The sequence below is a fragment of the Desulfosporosinus sp. BICA1-9 genome, from assembly GCF_000802135.1.
Genome location: NZ_JUEE01000066.1, coordinates 1 through 26,428 on the forward strand (window position 1 = coordinate 1; position 26,428 = coordinate 26,428).

Consider the following 26,428-nt stretch of genomic DNA (forward strand, 5'->3'; position numbering starts at 1 on the left):
TCAGCAAGAAGAAAAAGGTGGCTCTCGTGGCCGTCATGCACAAACTTCTTCACTACATATTTGCTGTTCTTCGTGACCAAAAGCCCTTTGTGATTAAACGACCTGAAGATCATCAAACTTGGAGGACAACAAAGCCTCAACCAGCAGCTGCTTAAAGGAATAGTTTGGATACGACAGAGCCATTCGGATCGTGTCAAAGGTGATGCGAGGGATACCGGAGGGCGTTAGACCGAGGATATGCTCGCCATCATCCTATTGACACGTGCACTACACCCAAACGCTTGAAGACTGCAAAGTCTCTTTTACTCCAGAGAGTTACCCCAAATTGAAAGAGAGTTTGCTTGGCTAGCGCCGAGCGTCCCGTTTCTCTAGGTGGGCTTCCCAAAAATTAACGTTTAGGTCATTGTTCGGATTTTTCAATGGCTTAGTTTGTTATGCCGTATTTTACAAACCGAAAATTAAAAGAAATAATCAGACAAACTCTTGACTTTTATTAGCTGGTCTATTTTTTAAGTGTACGGTAGCCTTGATCCTATCTGCTCCATTCATCCCTTCCAACTCTTGCAGAAGAGTCTAAATTTACGCGCAACTTATTCTTAAGCAAGATCCATGCCAATAGCAAATAGAACCCTGAAAGCCTTAGCCTCCACGGTTCTATAGAAAAAGCTATTATTGAAGTAGTCAGCACTATGTAGCCATTACGCAACACTCGCTACCTGTTTAATCTAAAATATCCTTGTTATTCTCCGACCCTAGCATTTTGTGTCGCTTTTTCGCTACATGTTGCGATATAACAACGTAATGAGGAAAAAGGTATATTGTCGGCACTTTATAGACCATACTTCTCCATTTTTCGATAAAGATTCGTCCGATGAATTCCTAAAATCTCTGAGGTTTTAACCTTATTCCCCCCCGTTGTCTTCAGCGCCTTTAGTATGGCCTTACGCTCCGCCTCCGCAAGTTCGAGCGCTAATGGTTGAAGAGATGTGTTTTTTCGCCGTCCCTCTAAATCTTGTAGATATAAGGGAAGATCCTTAAGTTGAATCATACCCCCTTCCGCAACATTGATGGCTCTTTCCATCGCATTCTGAAGTTCACGAACATTTCCTGGCCACGCGTAAAGCTGAAATAGTTCCATAACCCAACGATCGAGCTTTCTCAAGGATAATCCCAGTTCGTGTTGGAATTTGGACAATAGATGTTCACTTAAAAGTAAGACATCACCCTCCCGTTCTCGTAAAGGCGGTATCGTAACCGTAAAAACATTGAGCCGATAATAGAGATCGCGCCGAAATTCCCCTAACCCTATCATTTTTTCCAAGTCTCGATGGGTAGCAGCTATAACTCTTATGTCTAGTTGCTGCAACCGATTGCTTCCTACTCTTTCGACTTCTTTTTCTTGTAAGATCCGTAAAACTTTGGCTTGCATAGTGAGTGGAAGATCACCGATCTCGTCTAGGAAGATTGTCCCTCTATTGGCCAACTCGAATTTTCCGGGCTTACCCCCTTTCTTGGCTCCGGTAAAGGCACCTTCTTCATATCCGAAAAGTTCTGACTCCAAAAGCTCCGCTGGAATTGCTCCACAGTTCACTCTCACAAACGGTTGATCATGGCGCGTACTGGCTGCATGAATGGCATGGGCAAAGAGCTCTTTACCCGTCCCGCTCTCCCCACGCAAAAGGACCGTTGATTTCACTAGCGCCGCCCTTTCCGCCAACTCGATCGCCCGGAGAATGGCTTGGCTTTTGCCAACGATATTGCTAAAAGTGTAGCGGAATTTCTGATAGTGTTTTAATTCCTTCTCATAGAATTTCAGCTTATTCTCTAATAAATCCAACTTTTCTGCCAAAGTACGAAGGTCCCGAACATCCCGAAACATAACCTTGCCCACAGCACCGATGAGTTTACCCTCTTCTCTGCGAGGAAGGCGCATCACCATCGCTTCTTTACCGTTAATATCCATAACTTCTCCGATTTCTGCGACTCCAGTCTGGGCAACAATATGCATACGACTATTCGGTAGTACCTCAGTACAAAGACGACCAATCGCCTCCTCTTGCTCAATATTAAGGAACCGACAGTAGCTCTTTGTTATGCGGGTTATAATGCCTTTAGAATCTACGACCATAACACCGTCATAGGCCTGCTCAAAAATACCTTCCAAGCTTGTAAGGCAAGTTTGCGTATGATCTAAACGAGATAATACCCTTTGTAATTCACTGCCATCCTGAAAAACTGCAACCGCACCGACCGTTTCTCCATCTTGATTTATGGGAGAACGGTTGGTAATAAACATCCGTTCCCCGATGAACAGTTGATCAGAGTTGGCTTCTCCATCCTGGATCACGCTATGAAGTTTGGAATTAGGAATAACTTCCATTATTTTCTTACCGATAATACCTTCCACATCTAACCCAATGAATGTAGCTGCAGTGGGGTTACAATAACAGACTGCATCTTGATCATCTGTCACAATAATGCCAGCGTTAACTGCTTGAAAGATTTGATCCAATTTTATTATTTGATGAGACTCCATGCCTTTTCCCTCCCATTTACGGTCATCGTGTGGCGCGAAACAAGTAACGTAAGCTAAATAACACCTTCCCCGCATTGTCCGGTCATCATTATAATGTTTCCGTTCCTGTAAAAAGTTGTTATACTCAAGTATAGCATGTTTGTCCAAATCTTAGCCCATTACATTAAGTCGAGGTGAAACAATGGATGACCTGACTCTACCGCAAGCAATCACGATCGGCCGCCTCCAAGAAACTTTATCTTTACAGGTTCTTGGCGACATTAACGCCTTAGTTCAAAGTGTTTCCCTGTTATCCATTCAGACGATTCACTTCACTGGGATTAATACCTTCTCCTTACCGTTTGTCGGTGAAACGATAACTCTAGCAGCTACCGATAACGGGTTTATTTCTCTAACCATAGGGATTTCCACCGAAAAAATCTGCTTGCTTTTTTCCCAATTGGACCCTTCTCCTTGGCCAATCGTTTGCGAAAAAGCAACAGATTGGTTAGAGCGCGAACTAGGGCGCATTCTTTTAACGAGTGAACGCTATTCACAGATGATCGCAGAACACTTGACAAGCGGAAATGGATTTTCCTTTCTAACCAACTTACAAGATATTTTCAGATGTGATATCTTCCTAATCAATAAGCAACTCGAAGTTCTCAGGTGGGCAGGAGGAAAAGCCCTTCCCTTAACGCCAATCTCTTTTAAATCCCCAGAAACGACCCCTACGTCATCCACCCTGCCCAAACCCTTCGCCCCACTCTATATAGGGCAATGGACTGAGAAAAGGTATCATAGTATTCCACTAACTTGGTGTCCTCTATCTGGGCCAAAAGGAGTCTTGGGATTTCTTGGACTGGCTGCAACTATCCAGGACATAGGGAGTATTGAACAATTTTTCCTTCAAAAAACAACAACATTAATCTTGCTTGAACTTGTTAAAACCCAGAGCATTCAGGACAGTGAACGCCAACACCATAGAGATTTCCTCTTTGATTTGCTTTATAATAATTTCGATTCTCTTGAAGTGATCATTTCACGAGGTAAGTTGTGGGGTTGGAATTTTGCTAACCCTCACTTTGTAGTAGTTGGCGAAATAACAGATTATAATCCCGATTCAGCCGACCGCGAACGTTTCGAAGAATTAGTGACAGAAATGACCACCATTTTGCATAAACGTCAACCCAAGACAATTTGTATCGAACGCAATGGTCAGGTTGTTTTACTTCCCTCCCTATGTTCTGAAAATCCATAACGAACTTCTCCTCGCGCTAAGCCAATTTTTCGCAAAAGGAGGCGAAAAACTACCGCAAACCTTAAGTCCACTCGTGAAATCTTATTCAGCTATATCCGAACATTATAAAGTAGATAAGCTGCTTCTGACCAACGAGGTTTTGGACCAATGCTCTAAAGCGGATGACGACGAATTTCTCGTTATGCGCTTCGAATTTAATCGTCTTTTCGTCGGCCCATCTTCTCCTCTTGCGCCCCCCTATGAATCTGTTTATGTGTCCCCTGACCATTTAGTGATGGGAGAACAAGCCTTAGCAGTCCGCAAGATTTATAAACAAGAAAATTTGCAAGCTACAGGGCAAGGGCGTGAACCGGATGACTTTATTTCAACTGAACTTGAATTCGCCGCTTACCTCCTAAGTCAGATTATGGACGCCCAAGCTACCAAGAACGATGTTAAAGTTCAACTCTATAAAACCTTATACCACGAGTTTTGGAAGCAACACCTTGGCCTCTGGTTAGGAACATTTGCTCACACTGTTACCCAGTCGGCCAAGCATCCTCTCTTCTCTGCCTTAAGTGACGTTCTCGTTACACTCACAACTCTTCATGCCCCATTAAACACGAAGGAGGCCTATTATGAAACTTTCTCGCCGCAAATTTCTCGGGGGAGCAGCAGCTGCTGCCTCTAGCCTAACTCTATTTAACTTTAATTTATTAACAAATTCCCCCGCTGCCTCTGCAGCCGATCAACCCTCTGAGACTATGAAAACGTTCCGCAATGTCTGTCCCCGTAACTGTTACGACACATGTGGGATGATTACCTATGTACAAGACGGAATCCTCAAAAAAGTTGAAGGAGATCCTAAACATGGCTACACCAAAGGAAAGCTTTGCCTAAAGGGTTATGCTTATCCGCGTCGAGTCTATAGCCCGGATCGTATCAAATATCCCATGAAGCAATCCCCTCGTGGTTCCGGTAACTGGACCCGGATCAGTTGGGATGAGGCCATGGATACGATTGCCAAGAAAATTTTAGATTTAAAGAAGCGCTACGATTCCACACTTCCGATCTGCTTTGATAAGTACTCCGGAAACTTTGGCATTGTTCACTATGGTGCAGATGGAACAATGTCTAGCCTCGGCTATACAACTCGCGCCGTAGGCACACCCTGCTGGCCCGCCGGCATTGATGCTCAAACCTATGATTTTGGTACGCTTTATTGTAACGACCCCGAAGACATGGTTAATGCCAAGTATCTTATTCTCTGGGGACAAAATGCTGCCTGGACAGCGATTCACAGTTTCCCATTCATCAACAAAGCTCAGGAACGCGGGGCTAAACTCGTGGTGATCGATCCAATTTTAACGTCAACCGCTTCAAAAGCCGATCTCTATATCCAAGTCAACCCCAGTACGGATGGGGCTCTCGCTTTGGGCATGGCGCGCTATATCATAGATAATAATTGGGTCGACTGGGAATATGCCCGCGCCAACAGTCTCGGCTTCGATGAATGGGTCGACTATATCAAAAAGGATATCACCCTGGACTGGGCTTCTGAAAAAACCGGCGTGCCTAAAGATATCATCATGGAAATTGCCCGCGAATACGCGACAACGAAACCAGCCAGTATGTGGGTTGGCTACGGTATGCAACGCCATGTTAACGGTGGACAAAATGTACGCATTATAGATGCTCTCGGAGTCATGACCGGCAATGTCGGCAAATCTGGTGGGGGGGTTAACTATGGTCACTTAGAAACGTGGGGCTTCAACTATAATGCTATGGTCAATCCTGCACCAAAGGGGTCTAAAGGGTTTATTGGCCCTGATGGCAAAGAAGGGGATCGTGCCATCAACATGAATAACTTTGCGGACGATGTCTCCGCCCAAAGCGACCCTCCAGTAAAAATGCTCTGGCTGGCGTGCCGGAACCCTGGCGCCCAAGATCCCGACACTAACGCCATCGAAAAAATGTTTGCCTCCATGGAATTTGTCGTTACCGTAGACTCGTTTTTCAACAAAACCGTCGAGATGTCCGATATCGTCTTGCCGGTAACCACCCATTTTGAAGACTGGGATGTCATGGCCAGCTATTGGCACTATTGGATCGGTATTAATCAACGCGCTATTGACCCTTTGTATGAATCAAAAAGTGATGTTGAAATTGCCATAGAACTTTCTAAAAAAATGAATGTCTTGGAACCTGGTTCTTGTACCTTCCCAACTTCAGGAACACCGGAGGAATGGTTAGCCAAAGAATTTAACCCAGGAATACACCAGATGCTTGGCATTAAAGACTATAAAGAACTCATCGATGGGCCTCGCAAGGCAAATATGCCTTCGGCTTCCTGGTCCGATGGAAAATTCCGAACCCCTTCTAAGAAGATAGAAATTCACAGTGATCTCGCCGAGAAGAACGGACTACCTGCCCTTCCAATCTGGGTTGAAGAAATGAAGGCCCCCGAGAAGTATCCGATTCGGTTTATGACACCCCATCCGCAGCATGCCTTGCACTCCCAGTTTCAAAACCTAGACTGGATGATGACCACGAACCCCGAACCCAAGGTAGAGATTCACCCTGTTCTAGCCGCCAAATATGGTATCAATGAAGGATCTATGGTTAAAATCTCCAATGACCTGGGTTCAATCACCGTCAAAGCCCATCTTACCCGGACAACCTCCCCCGATGTCATTGTCGCCTATGAGGCCTGGTATAAAAATACTGTCTTTAATGTTAATTACACCTTGAAAGCCATCCCCAGTGATATGGGAAAACAAGCGACTGGCAACGACGGGTTAGCCTTTCACGATAATTTTGTAATGATTGAAAAAGCATAAGGAGGAATCCCTTTGAATAAACAGCTTGGCTTTTTACACAACTCAGAGAAATGTGTGGGCTGTCGGGGGTGTGAAATGGCTTGCAAGAACGAGTATCAAATTGACGCAACCCCCGAGTGGCGTAAGGTTTTCCAACTCCATGAAGACGACTATTCACTGCCTACCCGAATGTTTTTCTCGATGGCTTGTAACCACTGCGCTCATCCAGAATGTCTCCGGGTCTGTCCGGTAATGGCCTACACTAAACGTGACGATGGTATTGTGATCCATGATCCTAATCGATGCATTGGCTGTCGCTTATGTACTATGGCCTGTCCCTATGATCGTCCCCAAATTAACCCTGCCAAAAAGAAAGTCGAGAAATGCAATTTATGTTACCAGCGAATTGACAACGGAGAACAACCAGCTTGTGTCGCCGCCTGCATTCCGGGAGCCCTAGAACTAGTGGAAATTAATGATACCCTCGACCAAAAAACCGGTGTACTCAAAACTTTACCTGGGCTACCCAGCCCGAAACTTACAACGCCGTCGATTCGTTTCATCGGACCGAAACAAGGCAAACAAATTAGGAGGGATTAACCTATGGGAGACTGGGAATGGCCTTTAATTCTTTTTACCGTTCTTGGACAAATCGCGATCGGCATAATCCTTATGCTCTGGTGGCTCGACCGTGGCCGGGATCATCTTGATACCCAATTATTCAAACAAAGTGTCCTTATTTCTGGGGGCCTATTGATACTTGCTCTATTGGCCTCACTTTTCCATCTGGGGCATCCAGAAGCGGCCTACCGCGCCTTAGCCCACCTTGGCTCCTCTTGGCTAAGCAGGGAAATCCTCTTGTTCCTCCTCACGTTTCTGGCCTGGATCTACCTTTTTTGGCAGTCCAAACAACAAACGGGTAGCCGCACCCTCGGTTTAGGAATCACCTCTGTACTAGGTCTATTGGGCGTAGTAAGTAGCGCCATGATTTATGTTCTGCTCCGAGTTCCTGCTTGGAATAATGCCGGCCCCGTTCTTTGCTTTCTACTCACCACAGGATTGCTAGGCGCTCTCTGTACTTTGGTATTAGGTAGAAAATTGCTTCAAACCACTCAAAAAAAGCTTCTTCTTCAATTTTCACTCGGGTGCACCATCGCCAGCCTACTCCTCTATATAATTTATAGTTCTATGCTAAGTGCAAGCACGGAAGGAGCAGCCACCTTAAACTTCCTTTTAAACAGCCCTCTATTTTGGAGTCGTGCTCTTTTAGGTTGGTTTGCCCCACTCCTTCTTCTGATTAGCATTCTTAAAAATCCTCAAGTCGACAAAACTAATCTTATCTTAACCGTTACTCTACTAGCAGGTTTAGGAGAAATCTTAGGTCGAGCACTGTTCTACCTTAGTGCAACAGGCATTCAGATCACTGCTTTGTTCTAAACGTGACTCCCTACTTTTTTGAAGCCCAGGAACAGCAGTTTGCGCTTACAAGCATCTAAACTACAGTTCCTGGGCTCTTTTAGTTTGCTAATGGATTTTTTTGATCATTTCGGATACTATTAAATTAACCATTACGCTTTAAGTTTTAGTCTTTAGCTCTATGGATTAACGTTAGGCGGAGTGATTCATAAATGGCTGCTCAAAAGACTGTATCCAATTCTCCAAAGAAGCTTACAAAATTTAGCAAATCCTTAATATGGGGATTGTCAATAAGCGTTTTACTTCTTGCTATATTTGCGAAATTAAGCAATGATCTTCTTTATCATGAACTTGAAACCTTCGATAGAGTTATCGGAGAACTTATCAGAGGATTCGACACTCCATACTTGACAAGTGTTGCCATAATTATCACCCATTTAGGTTCAGCTTATATAGAGATTGGCTTGATGTTCATAGTAGGTGCTTTGTTGTGGTTTCGCTTAAATCATACATGGGAAACTGTTCTTCTGGCAATCAGCTTTGGTGGGGCTTGGTTACTAAATACTATTCTAAAAGAGCTATTTCATCGGGCTCGACCAGATATTGTACATCTTGTCAAAGCAGGTGGTTATAGTTTTCCAAGCGGTCATGCAATGGTTGCTACTGCCTTTTACGGCGTAATTGGTTATTTACTCTGGTTGCATCTCAGAAATCGATCTAAACCCTCATGGTATATTATTGTCCTCACATTTGCGCTTATTATCATGATTGGAATTAGCCGCATCTATCTTGGAGTGCATTTTGCCAGCGACGTGATCGCGGGATATGCCTCCGGAGGAGTATGGGCAATTGCCTGCATCATTGGTTTAAAAGAGATCCGAAAGTATAAAGAAAAAAGTTGTGCTTAAGTGAGTAACGAATGACCATTGCTAAGATATGGGGGATAAACTATGGAATTTCATCAGACTATCTGCCCTCGTAACTGCTACGATACGTGTAGTATTATTAGCACTACCCGCAAGGGAGTCCTGATCTCTGTTGAAGGCAACCCCAAGCACGAATACACCTCAGGCAAACTTTGTCCGAAGGCTCTTGATGAAGTGAAAAAGGTTTATAGTCCTCAGCGCATCCGTTACCCCATGCGCCAAAGGAGTCGTTATAGTGGTTTTTGGGAGCGGATTTCATGGGATGAGGCATTAACCCTGATCGCTGAGAAAATTCTTGACCTAAAAGATCAGTATGGCACCTCATTACCCCTCGCTTTGAATAAGTACTCTGGGAATTTCGGCATCTTACACAATGCCATGGAAGGCCTCTTCACAGGCATCGGAGCAACCACGAGAGCGGTCGGGTCGCCATGTTGGTCAGCAGGGGTCGAAGCTCAAACCCTAGATTTCGGGACGTTCTTTTGTTCGGATCCACTAGATATGGCTAAAGCTAAGCTAATATGGCTCTGGGGAATAAACCCGGCCTGGACAGCTGTTCACCAGATGCCGATTATTTTTGACGCCATCGATCACGGTGCAAAGGTGGTTTGTTTCGATACACATTTTAGTGCTACAGCCGCCCGCGCCCATCAGTATATACAGGTTCGCCCAGGAACAGATGGACTTCTAGCTCTAGGGTTCGCCAAGGTTCTTCTAGAAGAAAACCTTATAGATCCTAACCTGGAGTCCTATACGTTCGGGCACAAAGAATTCAACGACTATCTCCAAACAGAAATTTCCCTTGATTATTGTTCAGAAATTACCGAAGTTCCAATGTCGACCATTCGCGAACTTGCCGTAGAATACGGTCAAACACATCCAGCCTGTATATGGGCAGGTTTTGGTTTACAACGTTATACCAACGGGGGACAAACCCTACGCGCTATTGATGCCTTGGGGGCACTTGCCGGACACCTTGGTGAACAAGGAGGGGGTGTTCAATACGCTCAATTCGAAACCTGCCGTTTTTCCGGGGCCATACAGAATCCATCCCACCCGATTAATAGTTCTTCCAACGCTGGTCAACCCACTCTAGACGGCCTAACTCTCAATCAAAAACAGACGGATCGACTCCTAAATATTAATCGATTTTCGGAGGAAGCTCTCATTTGCACCGATCCTCCTGTTAAAATGCTCTGGATTACCGGTAGAAACCCTCTATCCCAGGATGGTAATCTGCAGCAATGGAAAAAGCTCATCAGACAACTTGACCTACTGGTCGTGAGCGACCTCTTTCACTCCAAGTCCTCTGAAGCGGCCGATCTTTTTCTCCCGATCACGACTCATTATGAGCATTGGGATTTGAACGCCAGTTATTGGCATTATTGGGTAGGAGTCAATGAGCCTGCCATTCTCCCAGTTGGTGAATCTCGCTCTGATTTACAAATTGCGTGGGACGTTTCCCAACGATTAAATAATCTTGCACCTGGAAGTTGCACTTTCCCCACCTCTGGTGATGAAAAAGAAACTCTTCTGCGTGAACTCAATCCCCAAATGTTAGAACTACTGGATTTAGAAAATCCTGAAGACCTTCTCAAAGGACCCGTTCGGGCAAAGTTCCCTCGTACCGCCTGGGAAAATCGGACCTTCGCAACTCCTTCAGGACGCTATGAATTTTTCTCCGCCCAAGCCGCAAACGTCCATCTTTCTCCACTTCCTATTTTTGTACCCCCTCTTTCTCCTTCCATCAATACTCCGTTACGCCTTTTGACTCCGCATCATTTCTCGACTATCAACTCTCAAGCATATGCATTAGACACTCATAAAATTGAGCACATCTTACATCTTGCCCCAGAACTTGCCCAGCGTTATGATTTAGCCGCGGGTAACAAGGCACAAATTTGGAATGAGTTAGGTGTGTTAGAGGTGATCATTGAACCTGAAATTGGCATTTCAACAGATGTTGTAGTTATTTTCCAGGAACACATCGAAGGGAATGCTCCCCTGAATTGCTTGCTAGGATCCCCTTTAACGGATATGGGACAGTTTACCCTCGGAGCCCCAGGGTTAGCGCTTAATGAAACCTTTGTGAATTTGCGAAAAACCCTAGATTAAATGGAGCGTGCATCTTTATGGTTAAACAATTAGGTTTCTTACTGGATGTTAATCGGTGTCTTGGCTGCGGAGCCTGTGCCAAAGCCTGCCAGAATCAAAATCACTTGCCTCCCTCTCTTGGATGGCGTCGGATTCATAGGATGGAGAAACTCTCCACAGAGACTATTCAGAGGTTTTATTTATCCACTGCCTGCAATCATTGTGGTGATCCAGAATGCCAGCGGGTCTGCCCGTCTGGAGCCTATGCTAAACGCCGCGATGGTATTGTTTCGCATATTTCCGAAAAATGTACGGGCTGTAAATCCTGTGTGGCCTCTTGTCCCTTTGGAGCTCCCCAAATCAATTCTCAGACGAATAAAGCCAGTAAATGCCAGCTCTGCTATGAACGATTAGATCGGGGAATGCCTCCTTTTTGTGTTCAAGCTTGCCTAACTGGGGCGCTTAGGCTCAAAGAAATGAAAGACATTCTAGAAAACCAACTATTACGGCTTACGGCCCCTGTTCCAAGCCTTCGCTTGACGCGCCCCTCTGTTTTTTATAAACCGCCCAGAGCCACTAGAGTGTCAACCACCCCTTATACCAGATCATAGTGGGTAAGAAAAAGACTGGTCTTTGTACAAAATTACAAAAAAACCAGTCCTTTTTTGTTATAATTTACAAACTTCTAACTGGAAAAGAGCTACTGGACAGTATTCATAGCTTGGGTCGCCTTTTGTGCAGCCTGGTGACCGAGGTCAATAGCCTCACCAAGTACACGCAAAGCCTCTGTCGGATTATGGAAACCAGTACTGTTTTCTGAAGCGACGAAATCCCAACGGTAATTAGCATCTCTGTGCAACTGACGGGCCTCTTCCAGAAGTTTTTGATCGGCCTTCGGATCATTAGTCGCTCTGGTCAAAACCTCGATAGCTGCAACAATCGCCTTTTCAGCCAGCATTTGAGTATTATACACCTTGTCCTGTCGATCGATAATTTGGTCTTTTAAATAACCTTCCGATTGTTTGTGGCAAGTTTGGCAAGACTGGGCAAGTGAATTGAGCGGACTTTCCCAATGATGAGAGGAAATCTTGCTCTGTCCCTGTTTGAGATATGGCATATGACAGTCGGCGCAAGCTACTCCATTGGCTGCATGAACACTACTGGAGAACATTTCATACTCTGGATGGCGAATTTTTGCCATCGGAGTTTTCGTATTGGGCATCGTCCAATCCGAAAATTTCTCGTCGTTTTCATGCTTAAGCATCTGTTCAACTTTCAATCCGTTTTCCCAAGGAAAAACCACCTTGTTGGTTTTCTCTTCAAAATAATAGCTAACATGACACTGCCCACAAACCGCACTCCTCATCTCTTGACGGCTGAGATTATTGGGATCCTTCCCCAAGGCTTTCAGCCCTTCAACTAAGGCAGGACGAGTAATAGTTAAGGCCATCGTTTGCGGATTATGGCAATCCGCGCATGAGATCGAGTAATGCATTTTATCCTTCAATGAATCAAAGGAAGACGTATAATAGCTATCACCCATTTCAGCGATTAATCCCGGTACTTCCGGTCCTTTACAAGTCCAGCATGAGGCACTCGGTTTTTTCCGCTTCGTCTCTAAAACATCTTCGATGGAAAAACTATGGCCGCGTGGTTTTGTGTAATCTATGCCAAATCCATAACCGGCGAATAGGATTTTAAGCAGCGGATCCTTTTCCAGCCGATCAAACTTCGCTGATCCACCATATTTACTGTTTCCTTGTTTCATTTCCGAATTGGTGAGGTAGCTTGCATACTGATCTGGATAATACTTTCCCCAGACAGCTGGGTCAAGAGATCCATCCGGTATACTTTTGACCGCAAGGCTGGCAGCCGGAACAGATGGTTTAAGGCCATATCCAATGATCAGACCTAAACCTAGAACCAGCACCACTGTGACGGCAAAAATCCAAATATTTTTCTTCATATTTTGAACCTCCTATTCTCATCTCCCATGGGGAATTGCTCTATGACATTCGAAACAGCGTTGAGCATCCGTCGTGGCTATAGTCTCAACCGTAGCACTATGGCAGCGAATACAATTTTTTTGAATAATACCCTTGGTCATGGTTGTTGTATGTAAAATTTCTGGAGGTCCCATCACATTGGAGTAGATATCCTTAGCGCCTGAATACCCTTTATAGGCAATCATTCTGACTACATTATCCTGAGGAATATGGCAATCCTTACAATTAACCTGTGGTGCTCGATGCGCAGTATGAAAAGCCGTTTCACGATAGACTTTCATAACATGGCATTGGGTACAAAAATCATCGGTCGACGTATATTCTATAGCCTCCCAACCCGCTATGGGGATGATCACAATTATTGCCCCCAATAGAAAAAGTGCTTTTAGAGACTTCCACTTGCCCACGTTCACCCTCCTCTCTTCGGTCCTAAGCGGGAATCCCATCCGCCCAATTTGATCTCAAAACCCTTTCAACCCCCGCTTAAAAAGCATACTCCTGATGGAGTTAACAATTCCTTGTGTTCTTAGAATATTTAAAAATTATATCACAACTATTCATATTATTTTCGAAAAAGACAGAAGGAAACCGAACCATTTAAGCATTCCTTAGAAACAACTCCCAAAATTCCATATTCCAAATAATGCTAAAATTACCATTAATTTATGTTACTCTTTTTAGTAGATTAAGCATTTTCCTATAAGCTTATAAGCAAACTAAGAACGTAAAGTGAGTCAAGTGATTTATTAACTAGGGAGATGGTCAAATAGCACAAAACCAACATAATGATTAATTAGTTTTCCCTGAAGTATTAAAAGGAGGTCGAGATATGAACGCAAAGAATCCTCTCTTCGTATCAATTATATCCCTTGTATTATTAACGGCCTTAACCGCAGGGTGTAATAAAGCGCCGGCCCCAGCCCCCACTGTCCCGTTAAACGGGGCACAACCTATCGACAACGTCGGTAACGTCGCCAAGATCGCCTATATAGGAGACAACGCCTGTAAACAATGCCACCCTCAGCCATTCGAGACCGTCCCTAAAACAAAACATTTCTCAGCGTTCAAACCCCTATCTGATTATCCTTTGGACAAGCCCTTAACTTCAATTACAATATTTGATGCGGTTAACACCGAAAAACCGACTTCCACGACGCTCGATTTATCCAAGGCGAAGGTCTATGGAGTCATGGTGGACAAATACATTATTGCAGAAATACCCGCCGCCGGATTTAAGGAGAAAATTTATCGCGTCGGTGCGCTTAAGAAAACCGACGACAAATGGACGGTCGAGGCTCCTAAAGAAAATGATATTGACAAAGATGGTAAGCCCGACTGGACTGCAGAAAAATTTACGTGTGGAAAATGTCATGCACCAGGCCTTGAAAATTCTTCCGACAATCTTAGTATATCCTGCGAATCGTGTCATGGCCCCGCTGGAAACCATGCAAGTGCCACTGACAAGAAGGGAACCTTGAGCCGTGAAACCGCCAGAACTTCATGCATGAATTGTCATAAGAGCGATCCGGCCAAAGACGCTCAAGGTAACTTTACTGCGAACAACCACTATGGTACCCGTGACTTCTTTGCCAGTAAACATGCTCAGAGCTCACAATTAAATGGATGTCAGACTTGTCATAACCCCCATAAAGCCAATGCTAACGGCGCTACTCTTGTGGCGGATAAGCCGACAGAAATTTGCGCTAAATGTCATGCTGGAATAAACTTCGACCTCGATAAACTCATGTGGAAGAACCCAACTGATCCCCAAGGACATTTCACAAAAGATCACAGCTTCGGGGCCATAAAATATGAAGATCTTCAAGATGATCCAGCAACAAAGCCTGTCGAGATTAAGAATCCGACTGTCATAGAGTTGATCAAGAAACTCTTACCAGAACTAGCAAAATAACTCTTTATTCCAATATAATAGACCATACGTTACCAACAATACTAACCAACGGGGTGGGTGATGCATATTTCATGCATTACCTGCCCTGTTTTTTGAACAATTTTTTAGGGCTCACTCATCTTTGTAATTATTCTTTTAGTGATCTTCCCATTCGATGTTAACTATGACGATCCATATTACATTCTTTTGTCAAATCTTCATCTGGATTCGGGAGTTGAAAAACGTTTTGTAGCCTAACTGTACAAAAAGTAATACGGTCAACGAAACACTGCCAACAATCCCCAGCATCACAGCGATTTGATACTCGATCGCTACAACGGGCGAGGCCCCGCCAAGAATCTGACCGGTCATCATGCCCGGTAAAAAGACAATACCCATCCCGACCATGGAGTTGATGGTCGGCAGCATAGCGGCATCAAAGGCATTGTTCACAATCTGCTTAGAGGCCATTTTTGGTGTCGCTCCAAGAATCAAAGCTGCCTCCACAAGTTGTTTATTCGTCGTCATTCCTTCTACAAGCGTTTTAACGCCAAGGGAGATGCCCGTCATCGAATTGCCAATAATCATGCCTGCAATCGGAATCACATATCTTGGCTCGTACCAGGGTGACACCTGTAACACGACAAGAATAAAATAGATCAGACTGGCAAGGATGCCCACGGTCATGGAAAGGGCTATGATCTTTTTTATCTCAGCTGATAACGGTGATTTGGTCCGGTTAAAGATGTTATAGATGGCGAAGATGAGCATAATCGCGATTATCACCAGAGCATAAACGGGATGGCTATGTTCGAAGACATAAGCAAGTATGTAACCTACGAGTACCAGCTGAATCGTCATCCGCAAGGAAGAAATCAGGATTTCTTTCTCTCTCGGAATCCCTTTGAGCCTAACAATTACAATGAGTAAAAGAATAAAAATATAGGCCGCAGTCAATTGCCAAATCGACAAGTCGATGCTCCCTTGCATGGCTAGGCCTCCTTTGTTAGGACAATTTTACCTTTTTTGGTTTCAACGACATGCTCTGCAAAGGCTTGAACCACAGCTTTAGAGTGGGTAACCATAAGCATGGTTTTCTTTAAATGCTTGACATGCTGGACCAATTGTTCCATCACAAATTGGGTTGTTTCTTCATCTAGGGCGGAGGAGGGCTCATCCAAAAGGAAAACTTGAGGTTCCAGCAGCAGTACTCTAGCCAGAGCTAAGCGTTGTTTTTCCCCTCCAGATAATGAATTAGAGTCTTGTGATAGATCTTTATGAAATCGAACGATTTCCAATGCGTCCTGCAGTTGACTATCCTCTACGGGCGGCTTTTCGCAAAACTTAAATCCGATCAATAAGTTATCCCTTACAGTTCCCTCAAAAATTGCCGGAGACTGAGAAAGCATCATGACTTTCCGCCTTAATTCAATTGGATTCCACAGAGATAGTGGAGTTTTCTGAAAGCAGATTTCCCCTTCGTCATAGCTAATTAAATGATTTAATAGCCTTAACAGGGTAGTTTTGCCGCTTCCACTTTCCCCTACGATGCAGGTGATCCTCTGCTCAGGAATATCCAGTTCATTAATATCTAAAATATCCTTGTATTTCACTCCGCGTAGCGTAAACATCCGCGCAACCACTTCCTTACTGTCACTATTCTTCTATTTCTTTGATATTTAATTCTCACTGTGTGTTTTTTCCATCGGTTGGGAGAATCGGACTAAAAAAGTAGTTCCATCTGGACCAGATTCAAATTCTATTAGTGCATTATGCCTACCGGCAATACTGTAACACATCGGCAAGCCCAGACCCGTGCCACTTTCTTTAGTCGTAAAAAATGGGGTCCCAAGTTTAGATATATGTTCTGAATTGATGCCCGGTCCTTCATCTCTAACACTTAAGACTATGTTTTGTCCATCCATAAATGTGCTAATAGTAAGGCACCCATCTGGGGGCATTGCTTCAAGACCGTTACGGGCAAGGTTTAACACCAGTTGAGTAATTTCATTTGTGTCAATATCCAGATCAGCTAAATCTCCTGGTTCAAAGATACACTTCTTACCTTGGCTATAGGCATCTGCTAGTAGTAATGGAAATAGGTTAGCTAACAACTTGTTTAAACATTGTCGTTTCAACTCTGTTGGTTTATTCTTGGCTAGAGATAAAAAACCAGTAATTATCGAGTTGGTTCTATCGAGTTCCTCTATCATTAGGTCGAAATAGCTCTTGTATGTAAGCAAATCAGTTTTGTTCTGGAGCATCTGGAGAAAGCCTCTTATTGTAGTTATTGGATTTCGAACTTCGTGTCCAAGACCAGCTGCCAATTGGCCGATGATGTTAAGCCGTTCTAGTTTAGCTACTTCATGTTCAATTCGTTCCCTTTTCTCAGTCTCTTGCTTCACTTCCTTTGTTCTTTCATCAACCATTCTTCGAAGGTTAAGTAGTTGTGCCTTTAACTCTATCAATTCACTTTTCATATTTACAAAGCTTTCCCAATCTTCAATGCTATAGAATCTTAATGTAATCATGCAAAACTCCATTCCGTCATAATACAATCCTCTTATACCATGAGGTGGTTAATTCTTGCCAGATACCAGGGTCTAACTGAGTTCAGTATCTGACGGTTGAATTCCTTCTGAAGAAGAATGACCATTTAGTGTTACTATCAAAACACATGGCAAAGCAGAAACATTCTTAATCAGCTAATAAACTTCACCTCCAACTATTTCTATATCCGAATTTATTTCATAAATACTTCTACATAATATAGATAAATCCTTCAAAATATAGCGCCGTATAGTATCTAATAGCCTGTTAAAATAAACCCTTTACATAATTCCATTTATTACGAAAAAAACTAAGTATAGTGAAATCCCGCTAAAATAACGATAGGCCTCCCGCAGTTACCCCCAAGAGGTCTTATTTAGGTTAAATTATTCTTTTATTCCATGAGATAAACTGCCAACCAACTGAATTCTTCGCTCTATCTTATTTAGGATTCTTTTTCCTTAAACTTAACCCAATGCCTATTATTAATAACAAAGCTAAAGCGGAAATCGTGAGGTTAAAAAGCAGTTTGTAATTCGTTGGACTCTCCGGTAGTTGCGTCTTAGGTGGGGTTGAAACTTCTGCTCCCAACGTAGCGGGAATCAGAGTTTCCTTTTTTACGGTAGTTTTATAATCCATGATATCGTAGTGGGGTGAGTTGATAGCGTTGTTTCCATAAGCTAATCGATAATGAGTGTTTCCTAAATCCTTAAAGATCAGTTTGTTGAGATAGTAGCTGATCCTTACGGACTTCAGATTAATGGGTTTATCATCACGGTTATGGATAACGAGTTGGAGTTGATCGACGGGGTTAGTATCCGACCACACGATATCCTTTTTAATTGGAAGAGAAGGGTCTAAGGGGAGATTTGCAAGTCTTCCTTCTAAGAGATACCGTTTCGTCTCACCGTTTAGTCCATAAAGGGCGTAATTCCGTTCAAACATGTCGTTAGTGTTTAATTCTAAGCGAAAGGCAAAAAGATGGTTCACCTCAATCGTAATCACTGTATCGTTTCTCACCTGAGTTATGACAAAGGGGGCTTCTTCAGAAGATTGAATAAAGCTTTCTTTTTCTTTGGAAGTCGCTGCATCACGGATCGAGTCGAGGAAATAAGGGACTTCTTCGTCCGTTTCATCAAAAATCCTTATGTCCTGAAGCTGGTTACTGTGGGCATAGACCTCTTTATCCAATACAACGAATTTATACCCAGGCGAGTTATCCGTTTGAATTGGTTTCGAATATAGAAAACTGTTCTCAGCGTACGCGGGTGCCACAAGCAGAAAAGTGCTAAGTAGGATAGTAATGATAAGTTTATGCATCATAAGTCACTGCTTGAATCTTGCTCATTTTTTGGTACGCATAGGAGATCAGCAGGGCAATGGCTCCAATCCCGAAGAAGGAAATGATTCTGCCCAACGTATCAAGACCCGCCAAATCCACGAGAAAGAGTTTAACACAGACCAAAAGTGCTAATCCCAAACCTGCCCGACGAATAAGAACATAGTTCCTATTAAATCCATAGCGTATGAAGGCAAAGGCATACCCCATATACATCACGTTTAAGGCAAAATTGATATAACGTACCCAATAGAATTGACCCGTTAAAAAGCATGAACTCGTAATAAGCAAGTAACCCGCCAAGACAACGGGATATATCTCTAAATTGAGTTTTACTAAGGCTAATACGCGGAGTACAGATTCTTTTAAACTCATAAACGCTAAACCATTCAGCCCGACTAAAACAATCAGAGAGAGTATCTCTAACAAAAGGTTGGGGTGGGTTAAATTAAAAACACGGGTCACAGCATTCATAAGAATTATTCCACCTGCGAAACCTACAGATAATCCTGTGACAGCCCAGAGAATTACTTTGTCATGGAGCCAACTCGTCTTTTGAAGAACTTTTATATAGAGATAAATAGCTAAAAAAAACACCACCGCATGGTAAAACGTTTCATTATAGATCTGTTGCAAGTAGTTTTCGAATAAATATCGCAATTCATCTATTATATAAATTAAGACTCTTGCAAGGGCAAGATACTTAAAGATATCTAAGAAAGTATACTTCCAAGTGAAGAGGTAGTTTCTATGCCTTCCTGTGACGAAGTAGGAATATAGTAAGAAAACAGAACTTGCCACCATCAGCAAATAGGTTATGTGATAATACTGTTGATAAAAAAAGGGTTTAATAAAGAAATTGCAGTACGCCAAAAGATAAGCAATCCAACCCATCCGCTCAAGTAAGTTACTTTTGATTTTTAGGGCAAAAAGGATAAGGATAAGACTTTCGGTCACCCACCCTAAACTAAGCCATACATAGCCGAATTGAAAAGGGATTATAAGAAACGAGAAGGTTAACGAAGAGATATAGAACAACCAGACAGTGTTAGCGTCATGTTTAGGTATTTTCTTCTCAACCCCCTTGGCTAAGACAAAATAGATTGCGCAGAATGCGAGAGAGAGGATTCCTTTATAATCCTTGAGTAAGGGATCTCCTGCAAATAACAGATAGGTAATGATAGAAGTAAGTAAGGTATTAATCCCTAAAACCAAAATATCTGCAGGAATTAATTTGCCAAAGTTCGCTTTCAATGGGTTTAATAGGAACATTGTAGTGTACATCAGAAAGATGGCAAAGCTGTAGAAGATATTAATATAGACATTTTGACTAAATTCAAGGGTTGCCAAAAAGAAAAGCATACCGGATATGAAACTAAAGTATTTCACACTATTCCACTTCTTAAAGGTGGATGTCGCCATAATAGAAGAATTGAGCATTAGAACATAGGCGACGAGGAGAAGTGAGGACAGATCTCCAATATCTGAGACGGTGAAGTGATAGAGAAATACTGGTAAGTACCCTCCAAGTAAGGCGAAGACGCTGATGGTTCTGGAGCGATATCGTTGAACCAACAGGACGGAAGCCATGGAAACTAGGAAGGATAAGCCAAGGGCAACAGGCGGGGTAATAATTTCTAAAACAAAATAACTAATCAGGATTGAGCTGTACAATCCGCCAACTCCAATGGAAATAACCCCTTTGGCAAATTGGTTATAGGCTTTTCTCATTAGAAATTCCCCAATGACTAAAAACAGGGAACTAATTAAGAAGATAGAAACACCTTTGGCATAGCCCCCTAACCAATGACTATATGAGTATTTAGCGAACGTCATGATGCCTAGCAGAATCAAAAATGCCCCAATCCAGTTAAGCCAATTAAGTCCAAATTTAAGTTCAAAGTTGTTATTGCGAAGTCGTTTCTGGAAAACCTCTTCACTCACCGTTTCCTGAGCCAAATCCGTATAGGAGGCTGCAACACTCTCTTTAAGCTGACTCGTGTTTGAGGAGAAAAGTGTGGATTGGTTTTTGACGGCGTTCTTCACTTTGACTTGAAGGGCTGTGATCTCTTGCAGCACCTCTCTTTTATTTAATTCTAGGACAGTTTCCGTTTCCTTAAAAATGTCGTTTATCTTACCTAAAGCCGTTTGCTCTAAAGCTCGCAGCAAGTTCTGCCCTTTCAATTCGGAGGATAAGAAGTAATTATCGATTTTCTGTTTGGAGAGTTTAAGGATTTGCAGTTTTTCATCAAGAATAAGTTCTGATAAGGATGTTTTTAACTGAGAATTTTCCTGAGTAAGTTTCTGAATATTGGTTTGTAACTCGGATATCAATCTTTTGCTTTTTTCTAATTCGCTTAGCAATTCCTTGTTATAAGCTAGGACTTCATCCGTCTTATAATTGGCAATTACCTTATCGAAATCATTCGTAAAATCATAATATTTCTCTAAAAGCTGTTGTAAATCATCTTGTTTGCTCAAGAATACACCACCTTTCTTGTTAGTTATTATATTGATGTCACAATGTTTCTCACACCGTTATATAAACGTGATTGAAAACTGGTAACCCATTGCTCCACCATTTTAAGAAATAGTCTTTTGTCATAGTCCTATTTCCTGGCAGCTCAGCATTTTCGTCATTACCCTTGTTGGAATCGACGAAATATAGCTCACTTTTATCATCATCAAATCCTACTAATGTCATATAATGCTGCCAAAAGAGCCCATTACCAACCAAAACGATAACCGGGGTAGTCTCTTGAACAAGTCTAGCTTTAAGTGAAGACATGTCCCCTTTATAAATCATTGGTTTTAGTCCCTGGGACTGAAGATATGTTAGTATACCCTTCGGTAAAACATACCCCGAAATAGGGATTTTGAAAGGAATCTTAGCATAAACCTCTATACCTTTAGCTTGTTCACCTAAGTTTCTTAGAACAAAAGCAGCAGAATACGCTGCACACTGGTTTTTCCCTTGAAGTTCGAAGCTGGTATATATAGGTACGGCAAATCTCTTCTGCGAGACAAATGAAATGGAGTCTTTGATTGGAAACGGAGATAGACTATAAATCGTTCCGACCAAAAGAAAACACATAACCGTTACCAATATAATCCATTTTATCTTAACACGGAAAAATTCAGACCTCATATCCACCTCCGAAATTGTGAATTCGCCTTATAATCCGTTATCAGCGTCGTTAAGGTCGCGATAATTGCCACGGCCGACAAAATGCTAAAGGATGATCTATGGAATTTTATCCTAATCAGCAGCCATTTTCTGGTGTTAACTAACTATTCTATGTGGACTTAGATATACCTTTTATTTACTTACCTTTTTTCAAGCTTACATCACACAGGTCAGCTTTGCTCCCGAGCGTTTTGCCCGAGAGGTCTTGTAGAATTAGGTCCTCTCCTTTATCATATTTTTTTGAAATTTTCTTTCCATTTTTTCTATACGATAAACTCAACAAATTCCCTTGTGGTAGTTTATGGGTATGGGTAATAAGTTTAAAAAATAAATGCAATGCTGCACGTTAGCAATAATAGCTTAGTCTACCAATAAATAATTTTTGGTGCTAAATAGCAAAAAAGCTCAGCAGAATTTACTGCTAGGCCTATCGTTTTTATTGATTATTTGCACTAGTTTAGACACTGTGCAACACTCCATTTCAGGTATCGGCGAATTTTCTCTATAGCGTTAATATACTAAAAAGATTACACTTCAATAAACCTCCAACTATCCCCTCTACCCAGATCCACTTCAAAGCCCGCCGACTGAATTCTCCGCTCTATGCAATATCGGCAATCTTCCGGATGATCGTCCCCACAAATCTTGTTTTCGTAAAGTGCGTATTGTTTTCTGACTGACGTTGGAGTAATAATCGGCATAACGACATTAGCGCCCGCTTTCAAGGCAAGCTCCCTGCCTTGCGGATGCAGAGTGCCAAGTGCCGTCGTGGCAGGAATCAGGCTCTCCGGAATAAGTAACCGCGCCAGTGCCACCATCACTAATGTATCTTTAAGCGTTCCGCCCTTTTCTGCACCCAGAGGCGTCTCACTGTGAGGAATAAAGGGCCCGATTCCGATCATGTCCGGACAGAGTTCCTTTAAATATCGCAAGTCCTCTGCCAAATCAGCGAACGTTTGTCCGGGAAGCCCCACCATAAACCCGGCTCCCACTTGGTAGCCAATCTCCTTTAAAGAACTTAAACAGGTCCGGCGCTCCTCAAAGCTCATCATCGGGTGTAATTTTTCATACAGTTCTTTCGAAGCCGTTTCGTGACGCATCAGAAAGCGATCTGCACCGGCGGTAAAGAGCCTTTGATAAGTTCCCACTCTCCGTTCGCCGATCGATAGCGTGATGGCTACCTCTGGATAACGTCTTTTGATCTCTTGAATCAAAGAACTGAGGATCTCCTCTGTATACCAAAGGTCTTCACCACTTTGCAAGACAAACGTCCGATAACCTAATTCATACCCTTGATCACAGCAACCTAAGATTTCTTCCGGGGTTAACCGATAACGTTTTACCTTCGCATTGGAAGCTCGAATTCCGCAATACAGGCAATCTTGACGGCAAATATTTGAAAACTCAATAAGTCCTCTCAAGTAAACTTTATTCCCATAATACGCCTGTTTCGTCTTTAGTGCGTAGTTATTGAGGACCTCTCTATCCTCATGAGTTATGTTTTCTAAGAGGTACGTGATTTCCTCGTTAGAGAGATCGTTCGTTAGATAGATTTTCTCTAATAGATTTTGCATGATACTCATGAAACCACCCCCTCCTCCAGTGTAATTCATATAACCGTGAAACACGGGGACAGTTGCGTTGTTTCAGGAAATGGAAGGTGAAACAAGGCAACTGTCCCCCCGCCCTTTAGCTTAGCTCTTCTTCCAAGATCATCTTAGCCAGTGGGAAAGGTTCAAGCGCTCTTGGCAGTAATCCCTGAATATAGGCTATGAGAATTCCGAAATTCACAATGGGTACCTTCAGATCTTTGGCACGTTCTACTCTGCTGAGCATCCCTGTTCTGTTCATCATACAAGCTCCGCAATGTACTATAAGGGCATATTTCTTGACGTCTTCCGTAAAGGTAATACCCGCAGAGAATTCAAATTCTATTTGCTTTCCTGTTCTCTGACGTATCCATCTGGGTATCTTCACACTACCAATATCATCCGATTGCCGGTGGTGGGTACACCCTTCTGCAATTAAAACCTTGTCGCCATCCTTAAGCGTTTCGATAGCCTTGGCACCTTTAATAAATTCTGTTAAATCTCCTTTTTGCCTGGCAAATAAGATTGAAAATGAGGTCATTAAAACATCCTTGGGGGTATCGGCGGCAACCTTTAAAAAAACTTGTGAATCCGTGATAACCAGCTTTGGTTTATTGACCAAATTATTTAAAGTTTCTCTTAGTTCGTATTCTTTGGTAACAACCGCCATAGCATCGCTTTCTAAGATGTCTCTAATCGTCTGTTGTTGGGGAAGGATTAATCTTCCTTTGGGGGCCGCTTTATCAATCGGAGTAACAAGCACCACAAAATCACCGGGGTTAATTAAATCCCCTACAATTTTAAATTTATCTTCAGCCTCAGGAATAACTGAGATAATTGCATTTTTCAATTCTTTAATTCCCTGCTTTTTAAGAGCTGAGACAGCAACGACCGGGGTGTTTAGTTCTTCTTGGAGACTACTTGCTCTTATTTCTCGATCTTCAACTTCGATTTCATCTTCCTCTTCGTTTTTGTTTTTATTTCCGTTCTCAAGAGTATCCATCTTATTTAAAACTACGATCAGGGGTTTCTTCTTTTCCTTAAATCTATCCATAATAAGCCGATCCTCGTTACTGATTCCTACCTTGATATCTACAATAAGTAGTGCCACATCAGTAATATCGAGAACTTCCAAGGTCTTCTTTAGCCTGAGCTCTCCTAATTCCCCTACATCGTCTATTCCTGCTGTATCGATGATCACACATGGTCCTATGGGCAATATCTCCATTGTTTTAAAAACCGGGTCAGTCGTTGTACCTTTAACTTCCGATACTATAGCCGTTTCCTGCCCTGTAATGGCGTTGATCACGCTGGATTTCCCTGCATTCCTCAAGCCAAATAGTGCTAAATGTATTCTGACACCTCTGGGCGTTTCATTTAAGCTCATGATATCCCTCCGCACGATCACTTCTCTGGCCCTCCTGGCGTTTCGGCCATACTGGCGATTCCTCGTATGCCTGGTATTCCTGGTTTAGTCACTTCAAATGGATTCAATATCTCATCGATCCTGGAATCAGAAAAAGCACTTTCTTCCTTCAATACCTCTCTGATTGTCATATCGTCTCTTAGAGCCTTTCTGGCTATATGGGCGGCTTGATCATAGCCCATATGATGAACTAAAGCAGCAGCCAGTACTGCTGATTTTTCAAGAGTAGCTTGACATTTATCTTTATTGGGGATGATTCCCTCAATACACTTCTCTCTAAAGATCGTAACTCCATTATCTAGAAGCTCTAGTGATTCTAGCAAGCTTTCTGCGATCAGGGGCATAAAGGCATTGAGTTCGAGCTGTCCTGAAGAGGCAGCCATCGTAATAGCAATGTCATTGGCCATGACTCTCATAGCCACTTGGCCGATCATCTCAGGTATGACCGGATTGACCTTACCCGGCATAAGGGTCGAACCAGCCTGCATCTGAGGAAGTTCTATTTCACCAAACCCTCCCTTAGGGCCGGATGATAATAATCTTAAATCGTTGGATATTTTCAAAAGGTTCGTGCTGCAAGCTTTTAAGAGTCCTGAAACTTCTACAAAAACATCGTTGTTTTGGGTTATATCCATAGGATAGTCGGATCTAGCTAAACCTAATCCTGTTAACTCCTGAATGGTATCCGTAATCATAAAGATAAATTTTTGAGAGGCATTGACTCCTGTGCCGATGGCTGTCCCTCCCAGATTAATCTGTCTTAATCGTTCTTCTACTTTGTAAACTCTCCAGCGGTCTCTTTCTATGGCCTTGGCATAAGCACCAAATTCTTGTCCGAGCATCATAGGCAAGGCATCCATAAGCTCTGTCCTGCCAAGTTTAATCACATCGCTAAAGTCGTTTTCCTTTTTCTGCAGTGCTTCCTGAAGTTGCGCAAGGGAATTACTTAATTTCCTGAGCATGTGAATTGCCGTGATTCTCAGTGCTGTCGGATAAACATCATTGGTCGATTGCGACATGTTAACATCGTTCAATGGATGTACAACATCATAATTCCCTTTTGCTCCTCCTAACATCTCAATAGCCCTATTGGCAATAACCTCATTGACATTCATATTCGTGGAGGTACCTGCTCCCCCTTGAAAAGCACTTACGATAAATTCGTGATTAAGCTTTCCTTCAATGACTTCCTCACTTGCTCGAATGATGGCATTTGCTTTATCCTCTGTCAGTTTCTTTAATTCTTTATTCACCATGGCTGCCGCTTTTTTAACCAGAGCAATTTCATAGATAAGCTTCAGATTGACCCTTTTGGACCCTAAATTAAAGTTCTCTAGGGCCCTTTTTGTGTGTATACCATAATAGTTTATTTCCGGGATTCTTCGTTCCCCGATCAGATCCATTTCAAGTCTATAGTTCATATTATCCCC

21 protein-coding genes and 1 pseudogene are annotated in these 26,428 nt (G+C 42.7%); 10 read left to right on the top strand and 12 right to left on the bottom strand.

Going from position 1 to position 26,428, the window contains the following annotated elements; all coding sequences use genetic code 11:
* Window positions 1-155, top strand: a pseudogene (locus JL57_RS33875) (IS110 family transposase); the annotation flags it as partial.
* 674 nt (window positions 156-829) lie between these two features.
* Here the strand turns inward: JL57_RS33875 and JL57_RS08215 are convergent.
* A complete protein-coding gene (locus JL57_RS08215) occupies window positions 830-2,536 on the bottom strand; it encodes a sigma 54-interacting transcriptional regulator (RefSeq protein ID WP_034141572.1) in 1,707 nt (568 codons plus the stop codon).
* 181 nt (window positions 2,537-2,717) lie between these two features.
* On the opposite strand from JL57_RS08215, the gene JL57_RS08220 reads away from it, so the two are divergent.
* The 8 genes from JL57_RS08220 (at window position 2,718) to JL57_RS08255 (ending at window position 11,621) form a co-directional block, all read left to right on the top strand.
* Complete coding sequence (locus tag JL57_RS08220) at window positions 2,718-3,776, top strand: CdaR family transcriptional regulator (protein WP_291299846.1); 1,059 nt, start codon at window positions 2,718-2,720, stop codon at window positions 3,774-3,776.
* 73 nt (window positions 3,777-3,849) lie between these two features.
* Window positions 3,850-4,446, top strand: coding sequence for a molecular chaperone (locus tag JL57_RS33880; RefSeq protein WP_291299847.1), 597 nt, complete (start codon window positions 3,850-3,852; stop codon window positions 4,444-4,446).
* Complete coding sequence (locus tag JL57_RS08230; RefSeq protein WP_034141573.1) at window positions 4,394-6,595, top strand: molybdopterin-dependent oxidoreductase; 2,202 nt, start codon at window positions 4,394-4,396, stop codon at window positions 6,593-6,595. The genes JL57_RS33880 and JL57_RS08230 overlap by 53 nt, the downstream gene beginning before the upstream one ends.
* 12 nt (window positions 6,596-6,607) lie before the next feature.
* Window positions 6,608-7,174 (top strand): 4Fe-4S dicluster domain-containing protein, encoded by a 567-nt coding sequence (locus JL57_RS08235; RefSeq protein ID WP_034141574.1) that lies wholly within the window; start codon window positions 6,608-6,610, stop codon window positions 7,172-7,174.
* A 3-nt stretch (window positions 7,175-7,177) separates the two neighbouring features.
* Window positions 7,178-8,011, top strand: a complete 834-nt coding sequence (locus JL57_RS08240; protein ID WP_034141575.1) for a DmsC/YnfH family molybdoenzyme membrane anchor subunit — start codon at window positions 7,178-7,180, stop codon at window positions 8,009-8,011.
* 191 nt (window positions 8,012-8,202) lie between these two features.
* Window positions 8,203-8,898, top strand: coding sequence for a phosphatase PAP2 family protein (locus JL57_RS08245; RefSeq protein ID WP_034141576.1), 696 nt, complete (start codon window positions 8,203-8,205; stop codon window positions 8,896-8,898).
* A 42-nt stretch (window positions 8,899-8,940) separates the two neighbouring features.
* Window positions 8,941-11,031 (top strand): molybdopterin-dependent oxidoreductase, encoded by a 2,091-nt coding sequence (locus JL57_RS08250; RefSeq protein ID WP_034141577.1) that lies wholly within the window; start codon window positions 8,941-8,943, stop codon window positions 11,029-11,031.
* A gap of 17 nt (window positions 11,032-11,048) precedes the next feature.
* A complete protein-coding gene (locus JL57_RS08255) occupies window positions 11,049-11,621 on the top strand; it encodes a 4Fe-4S dicluster domain-containing protein (protein ID WP_034141578.1) in 573 nt (190 codons plus the stop codon).
* 89 nt (window positions 11,622-11,710) lie between these two features.
* On the opposite strand, the gene JL57_RS08260 is transcribed toward JL57_RS08255, so the two are convergent.
* Together JL57_RS08260 and JL57_RS08265 are read right to left on the bottom strand one after the other, a co-directional pair.
* Complete coding sequence (locus JL57_RS08260; RefSeq protein ID WP_034141579.1) at window positions 11,711-12,976, bottom strand: ammonia-forming cytochrome c nitrite reductase subunit c552; 1,266 nt, start codon at window positions 12,974-12,976, stop codon at window positions 11,711-11,713.
* A gap of 18 nt (window positions 12,977-12,994) precedes the next feature.
* Window positions 12,995-13,423 carry a NapC/NirT family cytochrome c gene (locus JL57_RS08265; RefSeq protein ID WP_291299848.1) on the bottom strand — a complete coding sequence of 143 codons (429 nt, stop codon included), beginning with the start codon at window positions 13,421-13,423 and terminating at the stop codon, window positions 12,995-12,997.
* 422 nt (window positions 13,424-13,845) lie between these two features.
* Between JL57_RS08265 and JL57_RS08270 the strand changes: the two genes are divergently transcribed.
* The gene (locus JL57_RS08270; RefSeq protein WP_034141580.1) at window positions 13,846-14,928 is read left to right on the top strand and encodes a cytochrome c3 family protein; all 1,083 of its coding nucleotides are present in this window, start codon (window positions 13,846-13,848) and stop codon (window positions 14,926-14,928) included.
* 189 nt (window positions 14,929-15,117) lie between these two features.
* On the opposite strand, the gene fetB is transcribed toward JL57_RS08270, so the two are convergent.
* From fetB to JL57_RS08315, 9 genes are all read right to left on the bottom strand, one after another.
* Window positions 15,118-15,897, bottom strand: a complete 780-nt coding sequence (fetB, locus tag JL57_RS08275) for an ABC transporter permease (protein ID WP_034141581.1) — start codon at window positions 15,895-15,897, stop codon at window positions 15,118-15,120.
* A 2-nt stretch (window positions 15,898-15,899) separates the two neighbouring features.
* The gene (locus JL57_RS08280; RefSeq protein WP_034141582.1) at window positions 15,900-16,538 is read right to left on the bottom strand and encodes an ATP-binding cassette domain-containing protein; all 639 of its coding nucleotides are present in this window, start codon (window positions 16,536-16,538) and stop codon (window positions 15,900-15,902) included.
* Window positions 16,539-16,586: 48 nt separating this feature from the next.
* On the bottom strand, window positions 16,587-17,438 hold the full coding sequence (locus JL57_RS08285; protein ID WP_291299849.1) for an ATP-binding protein: 852 nt from the start codon (window positions 17,436-17,438) through the stop codon (window positions 16,587-16,589).
* Between the two features lie 460 nt (window positions 17,439-17,898).
* Window positions 17,899-18,780, bottom strand: coding sequence for a hypothetical protein (locus tag JL57_RS08290; RefSeq protein WP_291299850.1), 882 nt, complete (start codon window positions 18,778-18,780; stop codon window positions 17,899-17,901).
* Window positions 18,770-21,277, bottom strand: a complete 2,508-nt coding sequence (locus tag JL57_RS08295) for a DUF2339 domain-containing protein (RefSeq protein WP_034141584.1) — start codon at window positions 21,275-21,277, stop codon at window positions 18,770-18,772. Before JL57_RS08295 ends, JL57_RS08290 begins: the two co-directional genes overlap by 11 nt.
* 49 nt (window positions 21,278-21,326) lie before the next feature.
* The gene (locus JL57_RS08300; RefSeq protein ID WP_034141585.1) at window positions 21,327-21,944 is read right to left on the bottom strand and encodes a hypothetical protein; all 618 of its coding nucleotides are present in this window, start codon (window positions 21,942-21,944) and stop codon (window positions 21,327-21,329) included.
* Between the two features lie 566 nt (window positions 21,945-22,510).
* Window positions 22,511-23,557, bottom strand: a complete 1,047-nt coding sequence (gene hydE, locus JL57_RS08305) for a [FeFe] hydrogenase H-cluster radical SAM maturase HydE (RefSeq protein ID WP_034141620.1) — start codon at window positions 23,555-23,557, stop codon at window positions 22,511-22,513.
* A 115-nt stretch (window positions 23,558-23,672) separates the two neighbouring features.
* Window positions 23,673-24,959, bottom strand: a complete 1,287-nt coding sequence (hydF, locus tag JL57_RS08310; protein WP_034141621.1) for a [FeFe] hydrogenase H-cluster maturation GTPase HydF — start codon at window positions 24,957-24,959, stop codon at window positions 23,673-23,675.
* Between the two features lie 17 nt (window positions 24,960-24,976).
* Window positions 24,977-26,419 carry an aspartate ammonia-lyase gene (locus JL57_RS08315; protein WP_291299851.1) on the bottom strand — a complete coding sequence of 481 codons (1,443 nt, stop codon included), beginning with the start codon at window positions 26,417-26,419 and terminating at the stop codon, window positions 24,977-24,979.
* Window positions 26,420-26,428 lie beyond the last annotated feature (9 nt).

Bases quoted from the DNA above. Each gene is read 5' to 3' on its own strand.
- JL57_RS08215 (WP_034141572.1), bottom strand. From the start codon at position 2,536: ATGGAGTCTCATCAAATAATAAAATTGGATCAAATCTTTCAAGCAGTT.
- JL57_RS08220 (WP_291299846.1), top strand. From the start codon at position 2,718: ATGGATGACCTGACTCTACCGCAAGCAATCACGATCGGCCGCCTCCAA.
- JL57_RS08230 (WP_034141573.1), top strand. From the start codon at position 4,394: ATGAAACTTTCTCGCCGCAAATTTCTCGGGGGAGCAGCAGCTGCTGCC.
- JL57_RS08240 (WP_034141575.1), top strand. From the start codon at position 7,178: ATGGGAGACTGGGAATGGCCTTTAATTCTTTTTACCGTTCTTGGACAA.
- JL57_RS08245 (WP_034141576.1), top strand. From the start codon at position 8,203: ATGGCTGCTCAAAAGACTGTATCCAATTCTCCAAAGAAGCTTACAAAA.
- JL57_RS08250 (WP_034141577.1), top strand. From the start codon at position 8,941: ATGGAATTTCATCAGACTATCTGCCCTCGTAACTGCTACGATACGTGT.
- JL57_RS08255 (WP_034141578.1), top strand. From the start codon at position 11,049: ATGGTTAAACAATTAGGTTTCTTACTGGATGTTAATCGGTGTCTTGGC.
- JL57_RS08260 (WP_034141579.1), bottom strand. From the start codon at position 12,976: ATGAAGAAAAATATTTGGATTTTTGCCGTCACAGTGGTGCTGGTTCTA.
- JL57_RS08270 (WP_034141580.1), top strand. From the start codon at position 13,846: ATGAACGCAAAGAATCCTCTCTTCGTATCAATTATATCCCTTGTATTA.
- fetB (WP_034141581.1), bottom strand. From the start codon at position 15,897: ATGCAAGGGAGCATCGACTTGTCGATTTGGCAATTGACTGCGGCCTAT.
- JL57_RS08280 (WP_034141582.1), bottom strand. From the start codon at position 16,538: ATGTTTACGCTACGCGGAGTGAAATACAAGGATATTTTAGATATTAAT.
- JL57_RS08285 (WP_291299849.1), bottom strand. From the start codon at position 17,438: ATGATTACATTAAGATTCTATAGCATTGAAGATTGGGAAAGCTTTGTA.
- JL57_RS08290 (WP_291299850.1), bottom strand. From the start codon at position 18,780: ATGATGCATAAACTTATCATTACTATCCTACTTAGCACTTTTCTGCTT.
- JL57_RS08300 (WP_034141585.1), bottom strand. From the start codon at position 21,944: ATGAGGTCTGAATTTTTCCGTGTTAAGATAAAATGGATTATATTGGTA.
- hydE (WP_034141620.1), bottom strand. From the start codon at position 23,557: ATGCAAAATCTATTAGAGAAAATCTATCTAACGAACGATCTCTCTAAC.
- hydF (WP_034141621.1), bottom strand. From the start codon at position 24,959: ATGAGCTTAAATGAAACGCCCAGAGGTGTCAGAATACATTTAGCACTA.
- JL57_RS08315 (WP_291299851.1), bottom strand. From the start codon at position 26,419: ATGAACTATAGACTTGAAATGGATCTGATCGGGGAACGAAGAATCCCG.